Origin of the sequence: Mesorhizobium sp. CA13 (assembly GCF_020165235.1) — a bacterium.
In the GTDB taxonomy this organism is placed as follows: domain Bacteria; phylum Pseudomonadota; class Alphaproteobacteria; order Rhizobiales; family Rhizobiaceae; genus Mesorhizobium.
In genome coordinates, this window is the sequence record NZ_JAIUHS010000002.1 from 411,490 (window position 1) to 433,312 (window position 21,823).

A 21,823-nucleotide genomic window follows, 5' to 3' on the forward strand; every position below is an offset into this window, starting at 1 on the left:
TCGGAGGCGGGGCCGATGATCGTTATCGTTGACGAGCGAGAGCTCGTGACAGACGGATACAATTCACTTTTTGACCGCGAGGGCATCGCCTGCGCAGGCTTCGCTTCCGGCGAATTCGGCGAGTGGGTGAACTCGGCCGCCGATGCCGATCTGCGCTCGGTCCGGGCCTTCCTCATCGGCGACTGCCGGGAAGGCGCGATCTCTCCGCGCCAGATCCGCGACCGCACCGGAGCCCCGGTGATTGCACTCAGCGAGCAGCATTCGCTGGAGAACACGTTGCGGCTGTTCGAGAGCGGTGTCGATGACGTCATCCGCAAGCCGGTCCATATCCGAGAGATCCTGGCTCGCATAACAGCCATCCGCCGCCGCGCCAACGAGGATGCCGCCTTCACCGAGATCGGCGCCATGCGCATCTTCATGGATGGCCGCGACCCCGAAATCGATGGCCAGCCGCTTCCCTTGCCGCGCCGTGAGCGCCGCATTCTCGAATATCTGGCAAGCAATCGCGGCCGCCGCGTCACCAAGACCCAAGTATTCAACGCCATCTACGGCATCTTCGACGAAGAGGTCGAGGAGAACGTGGTGGAAAGCCACATCAGCAAGCTGCGCAAGAAGCTGCGCGAGAAGCTGGGCACCGATCCGATCGATTCCAAGCGCTTCCTCGGCTACCGGCTGGTGTTCTGATGCGCCGCCGCGCCAGCCTCGCGCAAGACAGGACGCGTAGCCTCGCTGCCAGTGGCATGGACATTGCGGAGACATTTCGATGAGCCTCTACGGGATGATGCGGACCGGCGTTTCCGGGATGAACGCGCAGGCCAACCGTCTGTCGACGACAGCCGACAACATCGCCAATTCCGATACCACCGGCTACAAGCGGTCCTCCGCAGAATTTTCAACTCTGGTCATGCCCTCGACGGGCGGCGCCTATAATTCCGGCGGCATCACCACCACGATCCGGCAGGCGGTCAGCGATCCGGGCGTGCTCCAATACACCACCTCTGTTTCCGATCTTGCCGTCAGCGGCGACGGCTTCTTTGTCGTCCAGGACCCGAGCGGTACGCCTTTCCTGACCCGCGCCGGCGCCTTCGTTCCCGATGGCCAGGGCAGGCTGGTCAACTCGGCCGGCTTCCAGCTGATGGCCTACAGCTACGAAAATGGCGTGCCGGCGGCGACGGTGAACGGTTTTGAAGGATTGGTCCCGGTCGTCATCTCCGATCAGGGAATGACCGCGACCCCGAGCACCGAGGGTCTCTACAGCGGTAACTTGCCCGCAGGCGCGACGCCAGTCGCGGCCGGCAACCTGCCCACCACCAACGCCGCAGGCGCGCAGTACACCTCGAAATCCTCGATGGTCGCCTATGACAATCTCGGCAACAAGAAGCTGCTCGACGTCTATTTCACCAACACCGGCGCCGGCACCTGGCAGGTATCGGTCTTCGACCAGTCGAAGGCGACCGCCGGAACGTCATTCCCCTACACCGGCGGCGCACTGGGCTCGGCCAATCTGACCTTCGACGCGACCACGGGCAAGCTCACCGGCGCCGTCGACAGCGTCTCGCTCACCGTGCCCAACGGCAGCGCCTTTTCGCTGGATCTGTCGGCATTGACCCAGCTCGGCACCGGCTTCACGGTGTCGGACGCCCAGGTCAACGGCAACGCGCCGAGCACCATCGACAAGGTTCAGATCAGCAAGGACGGCACCATCTACGCCCAGTACAAGGACGGCTCCACCAAGCCCCTCTACAAGATCCCGCTGGCCGATGTGCAGAGTCCCGACCAGCTCACCGCGCTGCCCGGCAATGTGTACTCGCAAGGCACAGAATCCGGCGCGGTCCGCGTCGGCTTTGCCAATGAAGGCAAGCTCGGCTCCATCATCTCCGGCGCGCTCGAGAATTCGAACGTCGATATCGCCGAGGAACTGACCAACATGATCGCGGCGCAGCGCAGCTACACCGCCAATTCAAAAGTCTTCCAGACGGGTTCCGACCTGATGGACGTCCTTGTCAACCTGAAGAGATGAAACGGGCAACGCCCGTGAAAGAGCCGCATGTCGCTTTCCACCGCATTGAGCATCGCCCAATCGGCGCTTATGAACACCGCTCGGCAGACCAGCGTTGTCTCGCGCAACGTCGCCGACGCTTCCAATCCGGACTATACGCGCCGCATCGCCGTCGTCACCAGCACGGCGCCGGGCGCGCGCTCGGTTGACATCCAGCGCGTAGCCAACGACCTGCTCTTCCGTCAGAATCTAAGCGCCCTGTCGGCATATAGCGGCCAGAACGCGCTCTATAGCGGCCTGGATCAGCTGGATGTTTCGGTCAATGGTGTCGACAATGCATCCTCTCCTTCGACCGCGATCGGCAATTTGCAGCAGGCGTTGCAGCTCTATGCCACCTCGCCGTCCAACCAGAATCTCGGCTCCAGCGTTATCGACGCGGCCAAGCAGGTCGTGCGCTCCCTGAACGAAGGCTCCAGGGCCATTCAGGACTTTCGCACCCAGACCGACGGCCAGATCGCCACGGCGGTAGACGATCTCAACTCGCTGCTCAGCCAGTTCCAGGATGCCAACCAGGCTGTCATATCGGGCACGCGCTCCGGCACCGACGTTTCCGATGCGCTGGACCAGCGCGACGCGCTTTTGAAGAAGATCTCGGACTATATTCCGGTCTCGACCTTCACGCGCGGCGACAATGACATGGTCATCACCACGGGTGACGGCACGACGCTGTTCGAAACGATCCCGCGCACGGTCAGCTTCGCCCCGTCCTCCGGCTACAGCGCCGGTACCACCGGCAATGCGCTCTACATCGACAACGTGCCGATCTCGGCGGGAACCGGCGGCAACACCAGCGCCAGCGGCAAGCTTGCCGGTTTGCTGCAGTTGCGCGATGGGGTAGCCTCGACCATGCAGAGCCAGCTCGACGAGACCGCGCGCGGCCTGATCACGGCCTTCGCCGAGACCGCGCCGTCGATGCCCAACGCCGCCGGACTGTTTACCTGGTCGGGCGCGCCGGCGGTGCCGGCCGCTGGCACGCTGGTCAATGGCCTTGCCAGCACGATCAGCGTCAATGCCGCCATGGATCCAAGCGCCGGCGGCAATCCGGCACTGCTGCGCGACGGCGGCGCCAACGGCGCGGCCTATGTCGTCAACACTGGCGGCGCCTCTTATTCCAGCCTTCTGGTCGCCTATGGCGACCGGCTCGATCAGCCGATGACATTCGACCCCGCCGCCGGGATTTCGGCGACGTCGAGCGTTGCCGACTATGCCGCCAATTCGATCGGTTGGCTCCAGAGCGTGCGCCAGCAGGCTTCGACCGCAGCCGACGCCAAGCAAGCTTTGGCATCGCGCAGCGCCGAGGCGCTGTCCAACGCTACCGGCGTCAATGTCGATCAGGAAATGTCGCTGCTTCTCGATCTCGAACACACCTATCAGGCATCGGCCCGAATGATGAAAACCGTCGACGACATGTTGGCGGCTCTGCTCAGCGCGGTGGGATAATCCATGACCTCAGTCTCTTCGGCCGCCCTCTCGAACGCGATGCGCTATCAGCAGATGCGCATGCAGGCCGAACTCGTCAAAGCCACGAAGGAGTCCTCGACCGGCAGGGTCGCCGATGTCGGCCTGGCGCTGGGCGGACGCACCGCCCAGTCCGTCACCTTCTCGCGCGATCTCGACCGGCTCAATGTCATCATCGATTCCAACGGCCTGGTGGCCGCCCGGCTCTCCTCGACGCAGACCTCGCTCGGCCAGCTCTCCAGCGTCGCGCAGACCTTGCTATCGAGCCTGACCTCCTCAACGTCGGGCGATTCTTCCGCCAACCTCACCCAGTCGGCCGGCAAGACGGCCGTCCAGCAGCTCGCCTCGATCCTCAACACCAGCGTCAACGGCGAGTATCTGTTTGCCGGCACCAACACCGACGTCAAGCCGATCAACGATTTCACCGCGGCCGGATCACCCGCCAAGGCTGCCTTCGACGCCTCCTTCGTGGCCAATTTCGGTTTCACGCCGGATGACCCTGCCGCGGCAAACATTACCGCGGCCCAGATGGACGATTTCATCACCAACGACGTCGAGCCGCAGTTCTTCGGCTCGGGCTGGCAGGCCAACTGGTCGAATGCCACCGACCAGCAGATCGTCAGCCGCATCGCGCTCAACGAAACCACCGCGACCTCGACCAGCGCCAACAGCGATGGCATCAAGAAGCTCGCCATGGCGGCGGCCATGGTCTCCAGCCTGATGTCGACCAACATCAGCCAGGCGGCGAAGGACACCATCGTCGGCCGCTCGCAATCGCTGGTTGGCGAAGCGCTGAGCGGCATCGGCCAGGTCCAGTCCGAAACCGGTATCGTCCAGAAGCGCGTGTCCGACGCCGTCGACCGCATGAAGACGCAGGTCGACCTGTTCGAGCGCCACATTCTCGATCTTGAAGCGGTCGACCCGGCCGAAGCCGCGACCCGCGTCGCCGACCTGACGCAGCACATCGAGACCTCCTTCGCATTGACGGCGCGGCTCCAGCAGCTCAGCCTGTTGAATTACCTGACCTGACAACTCTGAACCGGAACGGTAGAGCCAACGATGTACCAATTCTCCTACGCCGACATCCAGAGCACCTCTGTCGCCGACGCGAAGGACCGTGAACGGGAGCTTTTGACCCGCTCGATCGACATGCTGGCAGCGGCCGCCGCCCTTGGCCCCGCTTCGATGGAGGCAGTGGAGGCGCTGCATTTCACCAACCGCGTCTGGACCGCCTTTGTCGAGGATCTCGGCTCCAACGACAACGCGCTTCCCAAGGAACTGCGCGCCAACCTGATTTCGATCGGTCTTTGGCTGCTGCGCGAGGCGGAAGACATTCGCCAGGGCCGCACCCAGAATTTCGAGGGACTGATCGAGGTATCCCAGATCATCCGCGACGGCATTCAATGACCAACACGCTGAAGATATCGCTGAAGCCGAACGAGAAGATCTACGTCAACGGTGCGGTCATACGCGTCGACCGCAAGGTCACCGTCGAATTGATGAACGACGTGCAGTTCCTGCTCGAAAGCCATGTGATCCAGGCCGATGACGCCTCGACACCGCTCAAGCAGCTGTATTTCATCCTCCAGGTGATGCTGATGAATCCGGCCGGCGCCGGCGAGGCGCGCGAAATGTTCCGCCGCTCCCTGCCGCTGCTGCTTGCAAGTTTCGAGGACGCCGAGATCGGCAGTGCGCTGAAACAGATCGACCGCATGGTCGGCGAGGATCACATCTACGAGGCGCTGAAGGCGATCCGGTCGCTCTATCCGCTCGAACGCCGCGCGCTTGGCGGCAATGACGACGTTCCGGGCGCCTCGCGTCCGCTGGCTGTGGGAGCACGCTGATGACCGTGGACATGACGACGACGATACCGGTTGGCGCCAATCAGGCCAGCCAGCAGACCTCCAAGACCGCTGTCGACTACCAGTCCTTCCTGAAGCTTCTGATCGCCGAGATGAAGAACCAGGATCCGACCAAGCCGATGGATTCGACACAGTATGTCGCCCAACTCGCCACCTTCTCGCAGGTCGAGCAGTCTGTGCAGACCAATACCAAGCTGGACCAGATCATGCAGTCCTCGGCGCTGTCGCAGGCCGATGCGCTGATCGGGCGCTCGATAACGTCCGCCGACGGCAAGACGACGGGCACCGTCGCGTCCGTGCGCCTTGCCAGCAGCGGCCTCATCGCCGTGCTGGGCAACGGCACCGAGATCGCGGTCGGTCCCGGCGTCTCGGTCAAGGCGGCAAGCTGACGGCCCCGGCAGGCCGATCCCATGAACGAGGCCGACGCACTCGACATCGTCCAGTACGCGGTGTGGACGGTGCTGACCGCATCCGCGCCGGTGGTGCTGGTCGCCATGGCGGTGGGTATCGGCATCGCCTTGATCCAGGCCCTGACGCAGGTCCAGGAGATCACCTTGACCTTCGTGCCGAAGATCGTCGCCATCATGCTCGTGGCGGCGCTGACCGGTCCCTTTATCGGCAGCCAGATATCGGCCTTCACCAACGTCGTCTTCGAACGCATTGAAAACGGGTTCTAGCCGCTGCTTGCGGCGAGCCGGACCGTTCTGTCCCGACGACGTCTCGGCAGTCGCCGATGGCGGACCATGTAGGGCATGGGGTGCATGCGCGGCGCGGCATCGAAGCAAAGTCGCCCGGCTGCGTGGTCCTCCTCTATCCCCTTGTTGGACCATGATCTTTTTTTCAAGACGTTCGCTCTTTGCGGCACGATGCCATAGTTTCGGCAAACCATCCGGGGAAACGGATCACCGCAACGATCGGCAAGCCATGGCAGGGCCTTTCCTATGATTGACGAAAAGCCGGAGAGCGAGAGCGTTTCGGCGCTGGCGCCGTTCCGGCACGGCATCTTCCGCGCCGTGTGGTCGGCCAGCCTCGTGTCGAATTTCGGCGGCCTCATTCAGGGCGTCGGCGCCGCCTGGATGATGACCACGATCGCCACCTCGCCCTATCAGGTCGCGCTGGTACAGGCCTCGACCACCTTGCCGATCATGCTGTTCGCGCTCGTCGCCGGCGCCATCGCCGACAGCTTCGACCGGCGCAAGGTCATGCTGGTCGCCCAGACCTTCATGCTGGTCGTCTCGGTGCTTCTGACCCTGTTCACCTATTCCGGCTTGATGACGCCATGGACGCTGCTTGCCTTCACCTTCCTGATCGACAGCGGCACGGCACTGAACAGCCCGTCCTGGCAAGCCTCCGTCGGTGACATCGTGCCCCGCAACAAAGTGCCGGCCGCCGTCGCGTTGAACTCGATGGGGTTCAACCTGACCCGCAGCGTCGGTCCGGCGATCGGCGGCATCATCGTCGCCGCAGCCGGGGCGGCGGTCGCATTCGCGGCCAACGCGGTGAGCTATATCGGTCTCATCGTCGTGCTGGCGCGCTGGAAGCCGCAGGTGCAGCCATCGACGCTGCCGCGCGAATCGCTTGGCGCGGCCATGGGCGCAGGCCTGCGCTATGTCGCCATGTCGCCCAATATCGGCAAGGTGCTGGTCAGGGGCTCCGCCTTCGGCTTCAGCGCCGGCGCGGTGTTGGCGCTGCTGCCGCTTGTGGCGCGCGACGTCGTCAAGGGCGATGCCTTGACCTATGGCATCATGCTGGGCGCCTTCGGCATCGGCGCGGTCGGCGGCGCGCTGATCAGCGTGCGGCTGCGCCAGCTTTTGTCCAGCGAGACCATGGTGCGCTCGGCCTTCGCCGGCTTCGCCGTCTGCGCCTTCAATGCCGCCCTCAGCCACAATGCCTGGCAGACATCGCTCGGCCTGCTGGTCGGCGGCGCGTGCTGGGTGATCGCGCTTTCGCACTTCAACGTCACCGTGCAGATGGCAACGCCGCGCTGGGTCGTCGGCCGGGTGCTGTCGGTCTATCAGACCGCGACATTCGGCGGCATCGCGCTCGGCAGCTGGATCTGGGGCATCGTCGCCGACGCGCATGGCGCCGGGGCAGCGCTGATCGCGGCGGCCATCGCCATGCTGGCTGGCGGCGCCATCGGCCTCGTGCTGCCGCTGCCGCAGCAGCAGGTGCTGAACCTCGATCCGCTCAACCGCTTCAAGGAGCCGCATCTCGCGCTCGACCTGAAGCCGCGCAGCGGTCCCATCGCCATCATGATCGAATACATCATCCGCGACGAGGACGTGCCGGAGTTCCTGGCCACCATGGCCGAGCGCGGCCGCATCCGCCGCCGCGACGGTGCCCGCAACTGGACGCTGGCGCGCGATCTCGAAAATCCGGCGATCTGGATCGAGCACTACCACACGCCGACCTGGCTCGAATATGTCAGGCACAACGGCCGCATCACCCAAGCCGACGCCATGGTCGGCGAGCGCCTGCGGGCACTGCACAGCGGCGACGAGCCGCCGCGGGTGCGCCGCGTGATCGAGCGCTCGACCACCGCGGGCACGGCGCTGGTCATGGCAAAGGGGCCGATCGAGCATTAGGAGTGGCGGAAAGCGCGAAGACGTTTTCGTTCGGGCTTGCATCAAGACAAAGCGTTAGAGCGGACCCAGCCAGCGGAACGCGCGCTTCAGCTCGGCGACGCCATCGCGTTCGTACCAACGGCCGTGCGCCATGATCACGCGTTCCGGATTCCATTCTATCATCTTTTCGACCGCCGCCTTGAGCTGCCCCCTGGGGAAGGTCAATCGCAAATCGCGCGGCGTCTTGCCATCCGGATCGACGACACCAGCCGCCCTGGCAAGCCAGCGCCACGGCCAGCCAAGCTTCCGCGGTTCGAAATTCTCGATCAGGTCTGTCAGGATCAATGTTCGGCTGACGGAATGGAAGAACACCATCTCTGTCATGAAGCTGCCTTCCACCGGCAGCGACTTGAGGTCATCGTCCCATGGGTAACCCCTCTCGGCACCAAGCTCGTTCGCCTCGAAATCGATCCTGTCGCCCGCCTGCTCGCGAATCCGCGGTGCCAGCCAGATACCCGCATCCGCAAAGGCCCTGCGCCACATCGGAATCCACCAATAGTGCATCCGGTTCGGCCCGATGATGTAGCGGACCTTGCCCAATCCAGAGATCTCGGCCTCGAGGCTCTCTGTCAGCAAGGTGGGTGAATGGACGAACAAATCGCCGCCGTTGACGCGGATGATGGTCATCCGCGTCGGAAACCGCATTTTCGGCCAAGGCATGCCGAAGCGGATGACCGGGCCATCCACGATCCAGATGTCCTTCGAAACCAGCTTTAACGTGTTGAGCGGCGGGTATGGTGTGCGGTCGGCCATGATCTGCTGATGTAGGGTGGAGAGCAAGCTTGGCCACCGCAGCTTCGCCTTGCAAGAGCTCAGCCGGGCCGGCTCGGCAGCCTACCTTCGCCCGACCTACCCTTCGCCCGACAGATCCCGGCGCGCTTTTTCCAGCTCCTCGGCATAGCGCCGCATCAGATGGCCCTCGGTCAGCAGTCCGAGCACGATGTGGTCGGTGAAATCCTCGACCACGGCCAGTTCCTCGGCGCCGGCCCGCTGGAAGGTCTCGGCGGCCGACTGCACGTTCATGCTCGGCACCAGAACGGCATCCTTGTATTGCGCGAGATCGCGCACCGTCGTCTCGCCGTCGGACAGGTCGCTGTGCAGTTCGGCAACGATCAGCACGCCGACATACTGATCGCCGGCGTCAACGGCGATGACGCGCTGGGCCGAACCCAGCGGCACCTGCTTGCGGAAGGCAGCAAGCGTCGTGTCGGCATTGATGGTCTTGATGTCCTTGCGCATCATCGAGCCGACGGTCAGGCTGCGCATCCAGCCGACGTCATGGGCGCTGCGGATCGTCTCGCCGCGCAGATGAAAGCGCCACGTCGAGAAGGAGTAGCCGAAGGTTTCGCGCACCAGGATCGCCGCCATGATCGAGGCCGCCAGGACGACGCCGGTCAGCGTCAGGTCGCGGGTCGATTCCAGCGCCAGGAACGTCATCGTCAGCGGCCCGCCGACGACGCCGACCGCCAGCGATGTCATGCCGACAACGGCAGCGACGGCGGGATCGATGCCGGTTGACGGCGAGATGAAAGCCATCACATCGGCGAATGCCTTGCCGAGCAGGGCGCCAAGAAACAGAGAAGCGAAGAAAAGTCCGCCCCGAAACCCCGAACCCAGCGAGATCGCGGAAGCCGCCAGCTTCAACACGAAGACGCTGGCCACCACGCTCAGCCCATAGTTCATGGCGAATTCGCGATGCAGCGCGCCATGGCCGCTCGACAGCACCTGCGGCGTAACGAGCCCAAGCAGGCCGACGATGACGCCGCCGATGACGGGACGCAGCGAGGCATCGACTGACAGTTTGGCAAAGGCGCGTTCGACCAGCGTGACCAGATGCATGATGGCGATCGAGGCGGCCCCGCCAAGCAGCCCAAGCAGCAGGAACGGCACGTACTGGCTGGCCGTGAGTGCCGGCAGGCCCGCAAGCTCCAGCGGGAACGGCACGCCGCCGAACATCTCGGCGGTCAGCGAGGCGGAGATCGCCGCGGTCATGACAGGCACCACATTGGCGACCGAATAGATGCCGATGACCAGTTCGAAACCATAGAAAGCGCCGGTCAGCGGCGCATCGAAAGCCGCCGCGATGGCACCGGCGGCGCCGCAGCCGACCAGGATGCGGACATCGTTGCGGCGCAGCTTGAACAGCCGCGCCAGCCGCGAAGCCAGGCCGGAACCGACCTGCGTGTAGCCCGCTTCCAGCCCGACGGAGGCGCCGAAACCGCTGGAGATCATGGTCTGGCCGGCGATGATGAACGTATCGGTCAGCGACATGCGACCGCCATAGAGCGCGTTGGCCTCGATCGGGTCGACAGGCGTGCGGAATCTCCGCTTTCTCAGCCAGAGCACCGTCAGCCCGAGCAGGATGCCGCCGATCGCCGGGATCAGGGCCTGCATGGGGTGGGCGAGCGAGAACATGCCGGAAAGCCGGCCGCCGGGCTGCACGCCGAACAACAGGCCGTGCAGGTCCTGCACGATCTGGCTCATCGCGGTGACCAGTATGCCCGCCATCACGCCGACGATGCCGGCAAGGACGACAACCGCGATGCCTCGCGCTTCGAGCAGCGGTATCGAATTGATGAGCACCGCGCGCAGCCGGCGGGCGTAGACTTCGCTGTGGTTCCTGGAAAGCACCGGGGCGGCTCGCCGACATGAAAGGCAATGGAAGACCCGCCTGATACGCCGGGCGGCACGGCATGACAACCACAATGCCGACATCAAAGGCGCCATTATGGCCAGGAAACCAGCTGATTGCGGTCTTTCTGCCCTGTCTGCGAAGCGATCGGCGTTGCCGTCAGTCCGGGATTGTCAGTGGCCCGCAATCGTCGTCGGCAATGAAAGTCGCCAGCAGTTCGGCGGGTTCGGTGGTGCTGGCATTCTCGGCGAAGAGATGGACTGCGCCGGGCGGCTCGAACCAGGTTTGTCCCTTGACGTAGATGCCGACGGGACCGCCCGCCAGTTGCGAGCGCAGCGTGCCTTCCAGCACAAAGGCGCTCACCGAGCCGGGATGACGGTGGCGGGGCGTATAGGCATTCGGGGGGAATTCGACGACGGCTGTGGTGATCGACTTGCCCGGCACATTCGGCAGCTTTTCACAGGAAACGGGCGTAACGACGGTCTTAGGCCGTGCCGCGGAGGGACTGCCGGCATCGACGCCTTCCATATGCATGTGCCCTTCCATTGCAGGGGGAACGGCGCCGATGAAACCCGGGCCGGCCCACTTTGCCGACAGTGCGGACAGAACCGCGACGGCACTGATGCCGATGAGAAATTGGCCGGTGCGCAGGCGAGCCTGATTGCTGATCATGTCGATGTCTCCGCGTGGATTGCTTCAGGCGGCAGGCGGAAATCGGCGCGCCAGCCGAGTTCCTCGACCGCCTTCCGCGTCGAGACAGCCTCATTGGGTTCGGCTACGTTGAAGATGCCGGGCGCGCCTTTGTCGAGTGCGAGCAGCGCGGCATAGGCAGCTGCATCGACATGCAGCGGCGACGCGCCGCCAGCCGCCTCGGTTCCAGTTCCTGGCCCGTAGAGCTGGCCATAGCGCAGGACGACGCCGGCAAACGGCCCGTTCAGCACGGTCGTCTCCAGCGCAATGACACCCCTGACGCTTATGCCGCGGTTTCCTTCGGCATCGGCATCCAACGGGTCGCTTTCGGTGTAGGGCTGCTGGCCGGGCGCATAAGCCCACGCAATGCTCTGCGCGATCAGGCGGCGGACGCCGGACGCCGCAGCGGCGGCGGCCAGATTGCGGGTGCCTTCGTCCCGAATACGGGCATTGCGTACGATCGCCTTGCCCATGCGGCTCGGATCGAGGCCCGCCGGCAGGTCGGTCAGCTGATGGATGACCATGTCGGGTCGGGCGCCAAGCATGGCGCGCGACAGCGCGTGCGCATCGAACACATCGACCAGCACGGGCTCGACGCCAAGCGTCTCCAGCCTGGCGGCCTTGTCCGCATTGCGCGTGGTGCCCGTCACCTGATGACCGGCGGCCAGCAATTGGGGGATCAGCCGCTGCCCGACTGCGCCTGCGGCGCCGGCGAGAAAAATTCGATAGGCCATCGTCATCGTCCTTGCACTGCGATAATATCAGGGTTCGAATAACATATAAGAGCTCTTACATTATGCGCAAGCCAAATCAGCGCCCCTCGATCCCGGCTCCGGGCGAAGGCAAACGTGGCGAAGAAGGCTATCTCGGCTATCTCCTGCGGCAGGCGGCGGGCGCCCATCGGCTCAGGGTCGAACGAGCGCTCGCCGATCTCGACGTGACGCAGCCGCAGTTCGTGACACTGACCATGCTGGCCGCCTACCCCGGTCTTTCCAATGCCGATCTCGCCCGGCTGGCCTTGCTCACCCCGCAAACGCTCAGCGTCATTGTCGCCAATCTCGAGCGGGCCGGCTCACTGGTTCGCAAGCCGCACGCGATTCACGGCCGCATAGTGCACCTCGACCTCAGCGACAGCGGCCGGGCGCTGCTGCGAGCGTGTCGGGAGCGGGTGCGCGCAATCGAGCGCGACCTGACGGAAGGCCTGTCGGCCGAGGAAGAAAGAACAGTCAGACGTTGGCTGGTCGCAATTGCCACGGCAGATGCCGCCATATCCTGAGCCTCCGCCACGGCTTGTGGAAATCGGACCGCAAGGCGCTCAGGTCGGCTTAGGGTCGCCGGCCTCGTAGAGCACGAGATTGCGCTCGCCGATGCCGAGCGACGGCCAGCTTGCGCGCCAGTCCACAAGGTGTGGCGCGGCGAAATGTGCGTCGAGCGCCGCCCTGTCGCTCCAGACTTCCGTGACCCGGATCAACCCGGCATCGAGGACATCCTGCGCATAGGAGTATGCGAGGCAACCGGGCTCGGCACGGCTGGCAACAACCATGCGTTCCATCGCTGGCCTTGCCTGTTCGAGCCTGTCTGGTGGCAGACGAACCGTACCGATGATCAGCAGCATGAGATTTCCTTTCGATGGTTGGGCAGACCCACTCTCCCACCCTCGCGCAAGCTTGGCCAGCTACCCTCGCCGGGCTGTCGCATGCTCGGCAGCCCCAGGGTTTTCGAGGATAGAATGGCGATAAGCGAAAGCATCCAGCCCGGCGCCGTGGCCAAGAACGGCCGCGACGTCTTCTTCGCGCTGGGCATCGTCATCATCCTGGCCGTGCTGTTCCTGCCGATCCCGGCCTTTCTCATCGACGTCGGCCTTGCCTTCTCGATCGCGCTTTCGGTGCTGATCCTGATGGTGGCGCTGTGGATCCAGCGGCCGCTCGATTTCTCCTCGTTTCCGACCGTGCTGCTCATCGCTACCATGCTGCGGCTGTCGCTCAACATCGCCACCACGCGCATGATCCTGTCGCACGGCAATGAAGGCACGCATGCCGCCGGCTATGTCATCGCCGGTTTCTCCAAACTGGTCATGGCCAGCGATTTCGTCATCGGCCTGATCGTCTTCATGATCCTGATCGTGGTGAACTTCATCGTCATCACCAAGGGCGCCACCCGTATCGCCGAGGTCGGCGCCCGTTTCACCCTCGATGCCATCCCCGGCAAGCAGATGTCGATCGACGCCGACCTCTCCGCCGGCATGATCGACGACAAGACAGCGCAGTTGCGCCGCCGCGAGCTGGAAGAGGAATCCTCCTTCTTCGGCTCGATGGACGGCGCCTCGAAATTCGTGCGCGGCGACGCCATCGCCGGCCTCATCATCACCGCCATCAACATCGTCGGCGGCATCGCCATCGGCTATATCAGGCACGGCATGGGCATGGGCGAGGCCGCCGACGTGTTCATCAAGCTGTCGGTCGGCGACGGTCTGGTCACCCAGATCCCGGCGCTCATCGTCTCGCTCGCCGCCGGCCTGCTGGTTTCCAAGGGCGGCACGCGCGGTTCGACGAACCAGGCCGTGTTCGGCCAGCTCGGCGCGCATCCGCGCGCGCTCTATGTGGCGGCGGCGCTGCTGGTGCTGCTCGGCCTGATGCCCGGCCTGCCCTTCTTCCCCTTCTTCGCGCTCGCCGGTGGCATGGCCGGCCTCGGCTATGTCATTCCGATGCGCCACAACCGGGCCATGGCCGAGGCCGAGGCGCTGAAGAACCAGGAGAAGGCGACCAAGGCCGAGGAAGAGAAGAACTCGGTCAAGGCCTCGCTGGCCACCGCCGAGATCGAACTTCTGATCGGCAAGCAGCTTTCGACCCGGCTGCTGGTCTCGCATCAGGAGCTGGTCTTCCGCATGGCCAAGATGCGCAAGAAATTCGCCCAGCAATATGGCTTCGTCGTGCCCGAAGTGCGCGTCGCCGACGATTTCGCCATCCCGCCGAAGAGCTACCAGATCAAGGTGCACGGAACGGTGGTCGCCGAATATTCGATGCGCGTCGGGGAGATCATGGTGTTGCTCGGCAACCGCGACGTTCCCGAAATTCCGGGCGAGGAGATCCGCGAGCCGGCCTTCGGCATGCGCGCCTATTCGGTCATGGAAACCTTCGCCGAGGATCTGAAGCGCGAGAACTTCACCTTTGCCGACAACATGTCGGTGCTGCTCACCCACCTCTCCGAGGTCATCCGCAACAACCTTCCGCAGCTCCTGTCCTACAAGGACATGAAGGCGCTGCTGGAGCGCCAGGACCAGGAATACCGCAAGCTCGCCGACGAGATCTGCACCACGCACATCTCCTATCCCGGCCTGCAGGCAGTGCTGAAGCTGCTGCTCGCCGAACGTGTCTCGATCCGCAACCTGCACCTGATCATCGAAGCCATCGCCGAGATCGCGCCGCATGTGCGCCGCACCGAGCAGATCGTCGAGCATGTGCGCATCCGCATGGCGCAGCAGATCTGCGGCGACCTTTCGGAAGGCGGCGTGCTCAAGGTGCTGCGTCTCGGCAACCGCTGGGACCTCGCCTTCCATCAGAGCCTCAAGCGCGACGCCAAGGGCGAGGTCCGCGAGTTCGACATCGATCCGCGCCAGTTGGAAGAATTCGGCCAGGACGCCACCAAGGCGATCAAGAAATTCCTCGAAGCCGGCGAGCGTTTCGTGCTTGTCACCGCGCCCGACGCACGCCCCTATGTGCGTATGATCATCGAACGGCTGTTCACCACGCTGCCGGTGCTCTCCCATGTCGAAATCGCCAAGGGCGTCGAGATCAGGGTGCTCGGGACCATATCGTGAGCGTTCTCTCGCAAGCGGTCGTCATCGCGGCGTTCCTCGCCTTCTGCCGCATCGGCGCCTGCTTCATGCTGATGCCTGGCCTGTCCAGCGCCCGCATCCCGGTGCAGGTCAGGCTGTTCGTTGCGGTCGCCGCCACCGGCGGCCTGCTCGCCTTCCTGTGGGACAAGATCTTTCCCTTCGTCGATCCGCGTCCGCAGATCCTGGTGCCGATGATCGTTTCCGAACTCCTGGTCGGCGGCCTGATCGGCGCCATGACCAGGCTCTACATGGAAGCCCTGCGTTTCATGGGGTCGGCCATCGCCATGCTGATCGGCTATGGCGGCTCGGGCGGACCGGCGATCGAGGAGCCCGAACCGCAGGCGGCGCTCGCCGCCATGATCTCGTTCTCGGCGCTGCTGCTGCTGTTCGTCTTCGACTTCGACCATGAGATCATACGCGCGCTGGTGACGTCCTATACGGTCGCGCCGGTCAACGTCTTCTTCAACCCGCAGGCGGCACTGGTCGATGTCGCCGACACCGTTTCGGACACCTTCTTCCTGGTCATCCGCCTCGGCAGCCCTTTCGTCGCCTATGCCATTCTCGTCAATCTCACGATCGGTTTCGTCAACAAGCTGACGCCGCAGATCCCGATCTACTTCATCTCCCAGCCCTTCGTCATCGCCGGCGGCATGCTCATCTTCTATTTCGCCGTGGGCTCCATGCTGTCGCTGTTCGTGGACGGCTTTGTCGACCTGACGCTGGCGAGGTGACATGAGCACGCGCAAGGACCGCCTGAAGAAGCTGGTCAAGGTGCAGGAACAGTTGAAGGCGCTGCACGAGACGCGCCACGCCACCCTACTCGCTGCCGCAAATGCCGCCGAAGCCGAGGCCAAGGAACTGGTCGAGCATTTCGATAAGGACAATTCCCTCTCCGGTCTTTTCCCGGATCTCTACCACCGCCGCATCGCCCAGGCCGTCGTGCGCCAGGAGGCGAACCTCGAAGGCGCCAGGCAGGAAGCCGGCCTCGTCGCGTCGGCAACCGCGCGCACCAACATGGTCGAGCGCGCCTACAAGGACGTGCGCAACCGCGACGAACGCGAACGCTCCGACCGCGAACGCCTCGATTTGATCGCGCAGAAGCGGGGGCAGGAGTAAAGGAGGCAGTTCTGCAAGCGGAAAAGCGCATATGGCCACTTTGCGCGTCGTGTCGGCCATACGAGCAGCCCTTGCTCGGCCCGTAAGCGGACGCCTAAGAACAGCCATGGTCAATTCGAAGCTGGAGCTGCGCCGCAGAGATCAAGCGTCAACTTGATGCTCGAGGAGCGCGCAACCAAGACGCCTGCCATATCGTCGCGCCGGGACGCCTTCAGTCCTACACCGGTGGCTGACGCGCAGCCTCTTTAGAGCTTGGATAGGTTTTGCCAATATGAATCGGAGAAAAGGAGCCGGAAAATCATGACCGATATCTGGCACTCACTCCTCGCCAATCTTGCCCTGGTCTCCATCTTGGTCGTCGCCTGGGACCTTGTGGCAGATTTCACGGAACGTCTCCCGCAGAGAATTCAGTCGCTGCTTCTCGGCGGGGTGATGTGCGTGGGCGCGATCATTTCCATGGCGACGGCTCTGTCCGTCTCCGGCTTCGTCGTCGATCTGCGCGCCGCTTTCGTCGCAGCCGCCGCGTTCTTCGGCGGGTGGCCGGCGATGTTGATCGCTACTGCCGGCTCCATTGCCTATCGGCTCTATCTTGGCGGGCAGGGTGCCAGCGCCGGCGTCATGAGCATCCTGATCACCGCCGTGGTCGGTCTGGCATGGCACCACATCGTCGCGGCCCGGTCGCGCACTATGTTCGATATACTCGGCCTCGGCGTGTCAGTCTCGCTGGCCGGACTGATCACCCTTCTGATCATCCCCCCGCAGGTCGTCGCCAGCTTTGTGCAGCAGAGCACGCTCCCGTCGCTAGTGTTCCGCTTCCTCGGCACCTTCATCATCGGCGTGCTGCTCGATCGCCAGCAGCGGCGGCGTGACCTCGCCATGTCCAACATGATCTATCGCGCCATGGTTCGCGAGTTGCCGGATTGCCTAAACGTGAAGGATGTCAACGGCCGCTTCGTCGTCGCCAATCCAGCCACTGCCGAAATGATGCGCGCCGCTTCGGTCGAGGATCTGATCGGCAAGACGGATTTCGATTTCTATCCGAAGGAGGTGGCCGAAGGCTTCAGGGAGGATGAGACGGGCGCGCTGGAGGCCGGGCAGACGTTGCGCATCGATCAGCCCGCGCTGTTTCCTGATGGCAGGCAGGGTTGGCTTTACACCTTGAAAGCTCCTTTCCGCGACGAGGCCGGCAGGATCACCGGCGTCATCACCTACAATCGCGATATCACCGAGCAGAAGCGAAACGCTCAGCTCAAGAACGATTTCATCTCGACGGTCAGCCACGAGTTGCGCACGCCGCTGACGTCGATCCGCGGCTCGCTCGGCCTGATTGCGGCAGGCGTCGCGGGCGAACTGCCACCCAAGGCCGCCAACCTCGTCAACATCGCCCACAACAACAGCGAAAGGTTGGTCCTTCTCATCAATGACATCCTCGACATGGAGAAGATCGAATCGGGCGTAGTCGCCTTCAGGATCAAGCAGATGGCTGTCCGCCCGGTGCTGGAGCAGGCTATTGCCGCCAGTTCCAATTACATGGCCGAGAACAGGATCCGCATCGTCCTGGTCGACGATGCTCCGCGCGCCGAGGCCAATATCGACCCGGACCGTCTGCATCAGGTGATGGCCAACCTGCTGTCGAATGCGATCAAGTTCTCCGATCCCGGCGGCACCGTAATGGTGAAGCTCGAGCGTCGCGACCGCGACATGCTGCGCATATCGGTGGTCGACCAGGGAGCGGGCATCCCGGAAGCGTTCCGCAGCCGGATATTCGGCAAGTTCGAGCAGGCCGACGCGTCTAGCACCCGCAAGAAGGGGGGCACGGGCCTAGGCTTGAGTATCGTCAAAACTATCATGGAAAAGCTGGGCGGCGGCGTTTCCTTCGAAACAGAGGAAGGCAAGGGAACCTCGTTCCACGTCGACCTTGCCGAAGCGCCCAGGCACGACGCGAAGCCGGCTTCGCCGGCGCGTCCGCCGCCGAAGCCCGATGGCCGCATGCGTGTTCTCATCTGCGAGGACGAGACCGACGTCGCGGCAGTGATCGCTGCGCTTCTGGATGCGGAGGGCTTTTCCAGCGACGTCGCACCTGACATCGCCACCGCCAAGGCGCTTCTGCGGTCGCGTGATTACGTGGCGTTGACGCTCGACATCAAGCTGGCGGGGGAATCCGGCATCAAGCTCTTCCACGACATAAGGGCATCGCCGGTGAATTCCGACATTTCGGTCATCGTCATCTCCGCCGTCGCCGACGAGGCCAGGCGGACGCTGAACGGGACGGCTGTCGGCATCGTCGACTGGCTGGAAAAGCCGGTGGATTCGGAGCGGCTTCACGCCGCTCTCGCCAAGATTGTCGCAAGCAGGATCGAGCCGAAGCCGAAAATCCTCCATGTCGAGGACGACGAGGGCGTGCTCGCGGTGATGTCGGAGGGACTGGGTTCCGGCGTCTCGATAACCTCGGCCAAAACGCTGAAGGAGGCCCAGCAGGCTATCGCGCTTCATCGCTTCGATCTGATCATTCTGGACATCGCGCTTCCCGACGGATCAGGGCTGGATCTGCTCGCCGATCTGCCGCTAGACACCCGTGTGATCGTCTTCTCGGCCGCGGAACTCGACCAGAAGCTCGGCGACGGGGTGCAGGCGATCATGACCAAGACCAAGGCCTCTGAAATAGACGTCGCGAAGCTGGTCAGAAACATGCTGGCCTCGTCACGCCACGACGTCGCCCCGACGCATGCCAAGGAGTGACGATGATGCCGGCAAGGATCCTCTATGTGGATGACGAGGACGATATTCGCGAGATTGCCCAAATGTCGCTCGAGCTCGATCCGGAATTCGAGGTGCGGTCCTGCTCCTCGGGGGGCGTGGCGCTGACCGAAGCTGCCGATTGGCAGCCCGACCTCATCCTGCTCGATGTGATGATGCCGGACATGGATGGGCCTGAAACACTGACGCGCCTCGCCGATTCGCCGCTGACGGCATCAATACCCGTGGCGTTCATCACGGCGCGTACGCAAACGCATCAGGTCGAGCGCTATCTCGCCATGGGAGCGGTCGGGGTCATCGCCAAACCCTTCGATCCGCTGGCGCTTGCAGGTGAAGTGAGGAAGCTGCTCCGGCGGCGCGATGGCCCTGCCTGGGCGCGCCAGCGAAGGTGACGGCAAGAAGTCGGTCGGCAAAGCGCTGTTTGCTGTTTACGGCTCCTATACCATGGGCCGATATTCATCTAGTGATTTTATCGAAATGCTGCCGTCGCGAATCGGCTTTATCTATGATTGCACGACGTTAGCGGCCGCGGGCAAAGCCGCGCGGATTTTTGGCATGGACCGCTTTGGCGGATGTCGGTTCATGGGTTGATCACTCCGGGGGCAACGAGGCGCGATCGGAGCAGGACTGGTGGATGGAGCGAAGGCAAGAGTTCTGATCTGCGATGATGATCCCTTGTTGCTCGAGCTGATGGAATTCAGGCTGAGGGCCAAGGGATACGAGGTCATCAAAGCGGTGGACGGAGCCGAAGCGCTGGCGAAGGCGGAGCAGGAACGCCCCGACATCGTTGTGCTCGACGCTATGATGCCCAAGGCCGACGGTCTCGAGGTGCTGACCCGCATCAAGGGCGACCCGGCTCTGTCGGAAACACCGGTGATTATGCTGACCGCCCGCAAGGCTGAAAGGGACATTGTCTCGGCCCTTGAAAAGGGAGCCGATGACTATTTGGTCAAGCCATTCATCCCCGAGGAGCTTCTGGCCCGGCTCGCGCGTCTGATCTCGCGCAAGGGCGGGAAACGCTGATGAGGCGCAGCCGGCGCGCAGCTCTGGCCGCATGCCTGGTCCTGGCGATCGCAGCGCCTTCCTGCGCCGCGCTGGCGCAGACGGTCGACGAGCTCTATGCATCCGGCGTCAAGGCCAGGCAAGCGCAGCATTTCGAGGAGGCGGCGGATCTCTTTCGGCGCGCGCTGGCGCTCAAGCCCGACAATACCGACGCTCTGGTCCAGCTCGGCTTTGCCGAGCTTGGCCGCGACAAGCTGCCGGCCGCGCGCGATGCCTTTTCCAGGGCGCTTTCCCTTGCCCCGGCGTATCGGGACGCCAGCTTCGGCATGGCGGAAGTTGAGTTCCGCTCCGGCAATCTGGATGCCGCGCTGCCGCTCGCTGAATCGGTCGCCCAGGCCGATCCCGGCAATGCCGATGCCGCCGCACTTGTCGAGAATATCCGCAAGGCCAAGCAGGCCGGCAAGGCGAAGCTGGCCAGTCAGGCGAAACCGGCTCCGGCTGCCGCGGCGCCTGCGAAGCAGCCAACCCACCGGCGGCCCGATCCTGTCGCTGGCCTGATGGAACAGGGCAGGCGGTTGCGTGCGGCGGGAAAGCTGCCCGATGCAGAGAATATCTATCGCCGGGCGCTAAGGCTGGCGCCAAAGAACACCGACGCCATGGTTGCCCTTGGGTTGGTCGTGGGCTCCAGCCAGCGCTTCGACGAAGCCGGGCATTTCTTCGACCGCGCCTTGGCAACAAAGCCCGGCCTTCTCGACGCCCGGCTGGGCAAGGTCCGCCTGGCGATCTGGCAAGGCGACGCGCCGCGCGCCCGCGCCCTGGTCGACGGTGTGCTGGTCTCGGCGCCGGACAATGTCGAGGCGCTCGACCTGGACGCGAGAGTAGCGTTGCTTGAGGCCGACTACGCGCGCGCCGGGCAGTCATTCCAGCGCGTGCTTGCGGCCGATCCGCGCAACGCTGAGGCGCTGGTCGGGATCGGCGATGTGCGCCGCGCCGAGGGTGACGACGACGCTGCGCGGCAGGCCTACGAGCAAGCGCTCGCCATCGAGCCGGGCTCTGCCGATGTCGAGCAGAGGCTGGCCGTGCCGCCGCCGCGCAAATGGCGGCTCGACCTCGGAAGCGAGGTGAGCGATCTCACCGACGGGCTCGGCGACTGGACCGACAGTTCGGCCGGCCTTGCTTATCGGCTGTCGCCGCGCATGACAGTTTCCGGCCGCACCCGGCTGGCCACCCGCTTTGGCCACACCGACATCCAGATCGAGGGCCGTGTCGATCGGGCCTTCTCGCCCGCATTCTCCGCCTATGCGCTGGCTGCGGCGACCCCGGACGCGGATTTCCTGGCGCGCTATTCGATCGGCGCCGGCGCTTCGTGGCAGGTCATGGCCCCGGCAAAGGCGTTCGGACCGTTAACGCTCAACATCGACGCCCGCTACGACGATTTCGCCGACACCGGCGTCACCAGCATCTCACCCTGGGTGCAGGGCTATGTCCTCGACGGCCGCCTGGGGCTTTCCGCCCGCTGGGTGCATGCGCAAGACGATATCGGAACACGTGCTGACGGCTATGTGCTTCGCGCCGACCTCGCGGTGACACAGCACTTCAATGTGTTCGGCGGCTACGCGGACGCCCCCGAAATCTCCGACGGCACGCTGGTGCCGACGCGCACCGCCTTTGGCGGTATTTCCTGGGATGTCAGCGACCCACTGACGCTGCGCGCCAGCATCGCGCATGAGCAACGTCCGACGTTCGACCGAAGCATATTCGGGCTCGGACTGACCGCGCGGTTCTGAC

Annotated in this window: 23 protein-coding genes; 18 read left to right on the forward strand and 5 right to left on the reverse strand. The window is 64.1% G+C overall.

Annotated features, from left to right (window positions below):
• Positions 1-15: 15 nt before the first annotated feature.
• From LB566_RS07570 to LB566_RS07610, 9 genes are all read left to right on the forward strand, one after another.
• Positions 16-684, forward strand: a complete 669-nt coding sequence (locus tag LB566_RS07570) for a response regulator transcription factor (RefSeq protein WP_140549660.1) — start codon at positions 16-18, stop codon at positions 682-684.
• A 79-nt stretch (positions 685-763) separates the two neighbouring features.
• Positions 764-2,020, forward strand: a complete 1,257-nt coding sequence (locus tag LB566_RS07575; protein ID WP_140549659.1) for a flagellar hook protein FlgE — start codon at positions 764-766, stop codon at positions 2,018-2,020.
• A gap of 27 nt (positions 2,021-2,047) precedes the next feature.
• Complete coding sequence (gene flgK, locus LB566_RS07580; RefSeq protein WP_140549658.1) at positions 2,048-3,499, forward strand: flagellar hook-associated protein FlgK; 1,452 nt, start codon at positions 2,048-2,050, stop codon at positions 3,497-3,499.
• Positions 3,500-3,502: 3 nt separating this feature from the next.
• Positions 3,503-4,546 (forward strand): flagellar hook-associated family protein, encoded by a 1,044-nt coding sequence (locus tag LB566_RS07585; protein ID WP_140549657.1) that lies wholly within the window; start codon positions 3,503-3,505, stop codon positions 4,544-4,546.
• A gap of 30 nt (positions 4,547-4,576) precedes the next feature.
• Positions 4,577-4,924, forward strand: coding sequence for a flagellar biosynthesis regulator FlaF (gene flaF / locus LB566_RS07590; RefSeq protein WP_140496232.1), 348 nt, complete (start codon positions 4,577-4,579; stop codon positions 4,922-4,924).
• Positions 4,921-5,361 (forward strand): flagellar biosynthesis repressor FlbT, encoded by a 441-nt coding sequence (gene flbT / locus LB566_RS07595; RefSeq protein WP_140549655.1) that lies wholly within the window; start codon positions 4,921-4,923, stop codon positions 5,359-5,361. Before flaF ends, flbT begins: the two co-directional genes overlap by 4 nt.
• The gene (flgD, locus tag LB566_RS07600) at positions 5,361-5,768 is read left to right on the forward strand and encodes a flagellar hook assembly protein FlgD (RefSeq protein ID WP_140549654.1); all 408 of its coding nucleotides are present in this window, start codon (positions 5,361-5,363) and stop codon (positions 5,766-5,768) included. The genes flbT and flgD overlap by 1 nt, the downstream gene beginning before the upstream one ends.
• A 21-nt stretch (positions 5,769-5,789) precedes the next feature.
• A complete protein-coding gene (gene fliQ, locus LB566_RS07605; protein ID WP_140496235.1) occupies positions 5,790-6,056 on the forward strand; it encodes a flagellar biosynthesis protein FliQ in 267 nt (88 codons plus the stop codon).
• 264 nt (positions 6,057-6,320) lie between these two features.
• Positions 6,321-7,964: an MFS transporter gene (locus LB566_RS07610; protein ID WP_224623922.1), complete on the forward strand. Its 1,644-nt coding sequence runs from the start codon at positions 6,321-6,323 to the stop codon at positions 7,962-7,964.
• A 54-nt stretch (positions 7,965-8,018) separates the two neighbouring features.
• Here LB566_RS07610 and LB566_RS07615 read toward each other — a convergent pair whose 3' ends face one another.
• The 4 genes from LB566_RS07615 to LB566_RS07630 all read right to left on the reverse strand — a co-directional run bounded on the left by LB566_RS07615 (position 8,019) and on the right by LB566_RS07630 (position 12,059).
• Complete coding sequence (locus LB566_RS07615; protein ID WP_224624122.1) at positions 8,019-8,756, reverse strand: DUF4336 domain-containing protein; 738 nt, start codon at positions 8,754-8,756, stop codon at positions 8,019-8,021.
• A 96-nt stretch (positions 8,757-8,852) separates the two neighbouring features.
• Complete coding sequence (locus LB566_RS07620) at positions 8,853-10,634, reverse strand: chloride channel protein (protein WP_224623923.1); 1,782 nt, start codon at positions 10,632-10,634, stop codon at positions 8,853-8,855.
• Positions 10,635-10,794: 160 nt separating this feature from the next.
• Positions 10,795-11,307, reverse strand: coding sequence for a cupin domain-containing protein (locus LB566_RS07625; protein WP_224623924.1), 513 nt, complete (start codon positions 11,305-11,307; stop codon positions 10,795-10,797).
• Positions 11,304-12,059 (reverse strand): NAD-dependent epimerase/dehydratase family protein, encoded by a 756-nt coding sequence (locus LB566_RS07630; protein ID WP_224623925.1) that lies wholly within the window; start codon positions 12,057-12,059, stop codon positions 11,304-11,306. Before LB566_RS07630 ends, LB566_RS07625 begins: the two co-directional genes overlap by 4 nt.
• Before the next feature lie 62 nt (positions 12,060-12,121).
• On the opposite strand from LB566_RS07630, the gene LB566_RS07635 reads away from it, so the two are divergent.
• Positions 12,122-12,601: a MarR family winged helix-turn-helix transcriptional regulator gene (locus tag LB566_RS07635; protein WP_224623926.1), complete on the forward strand. Its 480-nt coding sequence runs from the start codon at positions 12,122-12,124 to the stop codon at positions 12,599-12,601.
• Positions 12,602-12,640: 39 nt separating this feature from the next.
• On the opposite strand, the gene LB566_RS07640 is transcribed toward LB566_RS07635, so the two are convergent.
• Positions 12,641-12,940, reverse strand: coding sequence for a putative quinol monooxygenase (locus tag LB566_RS07640; protein WP_224623927.1), 300 nt, complete (start codon positions 12,938-12,940; stop codon positions 12,641-12,643).
• A gap of 114 nt (positions 12,941-13,054) precedes the next feature.
• Between LB566_RS07640 and flhA the strand changes: the two genes are divergently transcribed.
• The 8 genes from flhA to LB566_RS07680 all read left to right on the forward strand — a co-directional run bounded on the left by flhA (position 13,055) and on the right by LB566_RS07680 (position 21,822).
• Positions 13,055-15,142 carry a flagellar biosynthesis protein FlhA gene (gene flhA, locus LB566_RS07645; protein WP_140549646.1) on the forward strand — a complete coding sequence of 696 codons (2,088 nt, stop codon included), beginning with the start codon at positions 13,055-13,057 and terminating at the stop codon, positions 15,140-15,142.
• Positions 15,139-15,891, forward strand: a complete 753-nt coding sequence (gene fliR, locus LB566_RS07650; protein ID WP_140496241.1) for a flagellar biosynthetic protein FliR — start codon at positions 15,139-15,141, stop codon at positions 15,889-15,891. The genes flhA and fliR overlap by 4 nt, the downstream gene beginning before the upstream one ends.
• A gap of 1 nt (position 15,892) precedes the next feature.
• Positions 15,893-16,276, forward strand: coding sequence for a hypothetical protein (locus tag LB566_RS07655; protein ID WP_224623928.1), 384 nt, complete (start codon positions 15,893-15,895; stop codon positions 16,274-16,276).
• Positions 16,277-16,576: 300 nt separating this feature from the next.
• Complete coding sequence (locus LB566_RS07660; protein ID WP_224623929.1) at positions 16,577-19,015, forward strand: ATP-binding protein; 2,439 nt, start codon at positions 16,577-16,579, stop codon at positions 19,013-19,015.
• Between the two features lie 5 nt (positions 19,016-19,020).
• Complete coding sequence (locus LB566_RS07665; RefSeq protein WP_224624123.1) at positions 19,021-19,425, forward strand: response regulator; 405 nt, start codon at positions 19,021-19,023, stop codon at positions 19,423-19,425.
• Entirely contained in the window at positions 19,394-19,624 is a 231-nt protein-coding gene (locus LB566_RS07670; RefSeq protein ID WP_224623930.1) for a hypothetical protein, read from the forward strand. Before LB566_RS07665 ends, LB566_RS07670 begins: the two co-directional genes overlap by 32 nt.
• A 39-nt stretch (positions 19,625-19,663) precedes the next feature.
• Positions 19,664-20,056 (forward strand): response regulator transcription factor, encoded by a 393-nt coding sequence (locus LB566_RS07675; RefSeq protein ID WP_224623931.1) that lies wholly within the window; start codon positions 19,664-19,666, stop codon positions 20,054-20,056.
• Positions 20,056-21,822, forward strand: a complete 1,767-nt coding sequence (locus LB566_RS07680) for a YaiO family outer membrane beta-barrel protein (protein WP_224623932.1) — start codon at positions 20,056-20,058, stop codon at positions 21,820-21,822. Before LB566_RS07675 ends, LB566_RS07680 begins: the two co-directional genes overlap by 1 nt.
• Position 21,823: the final 1 nt, after the last annotated feature.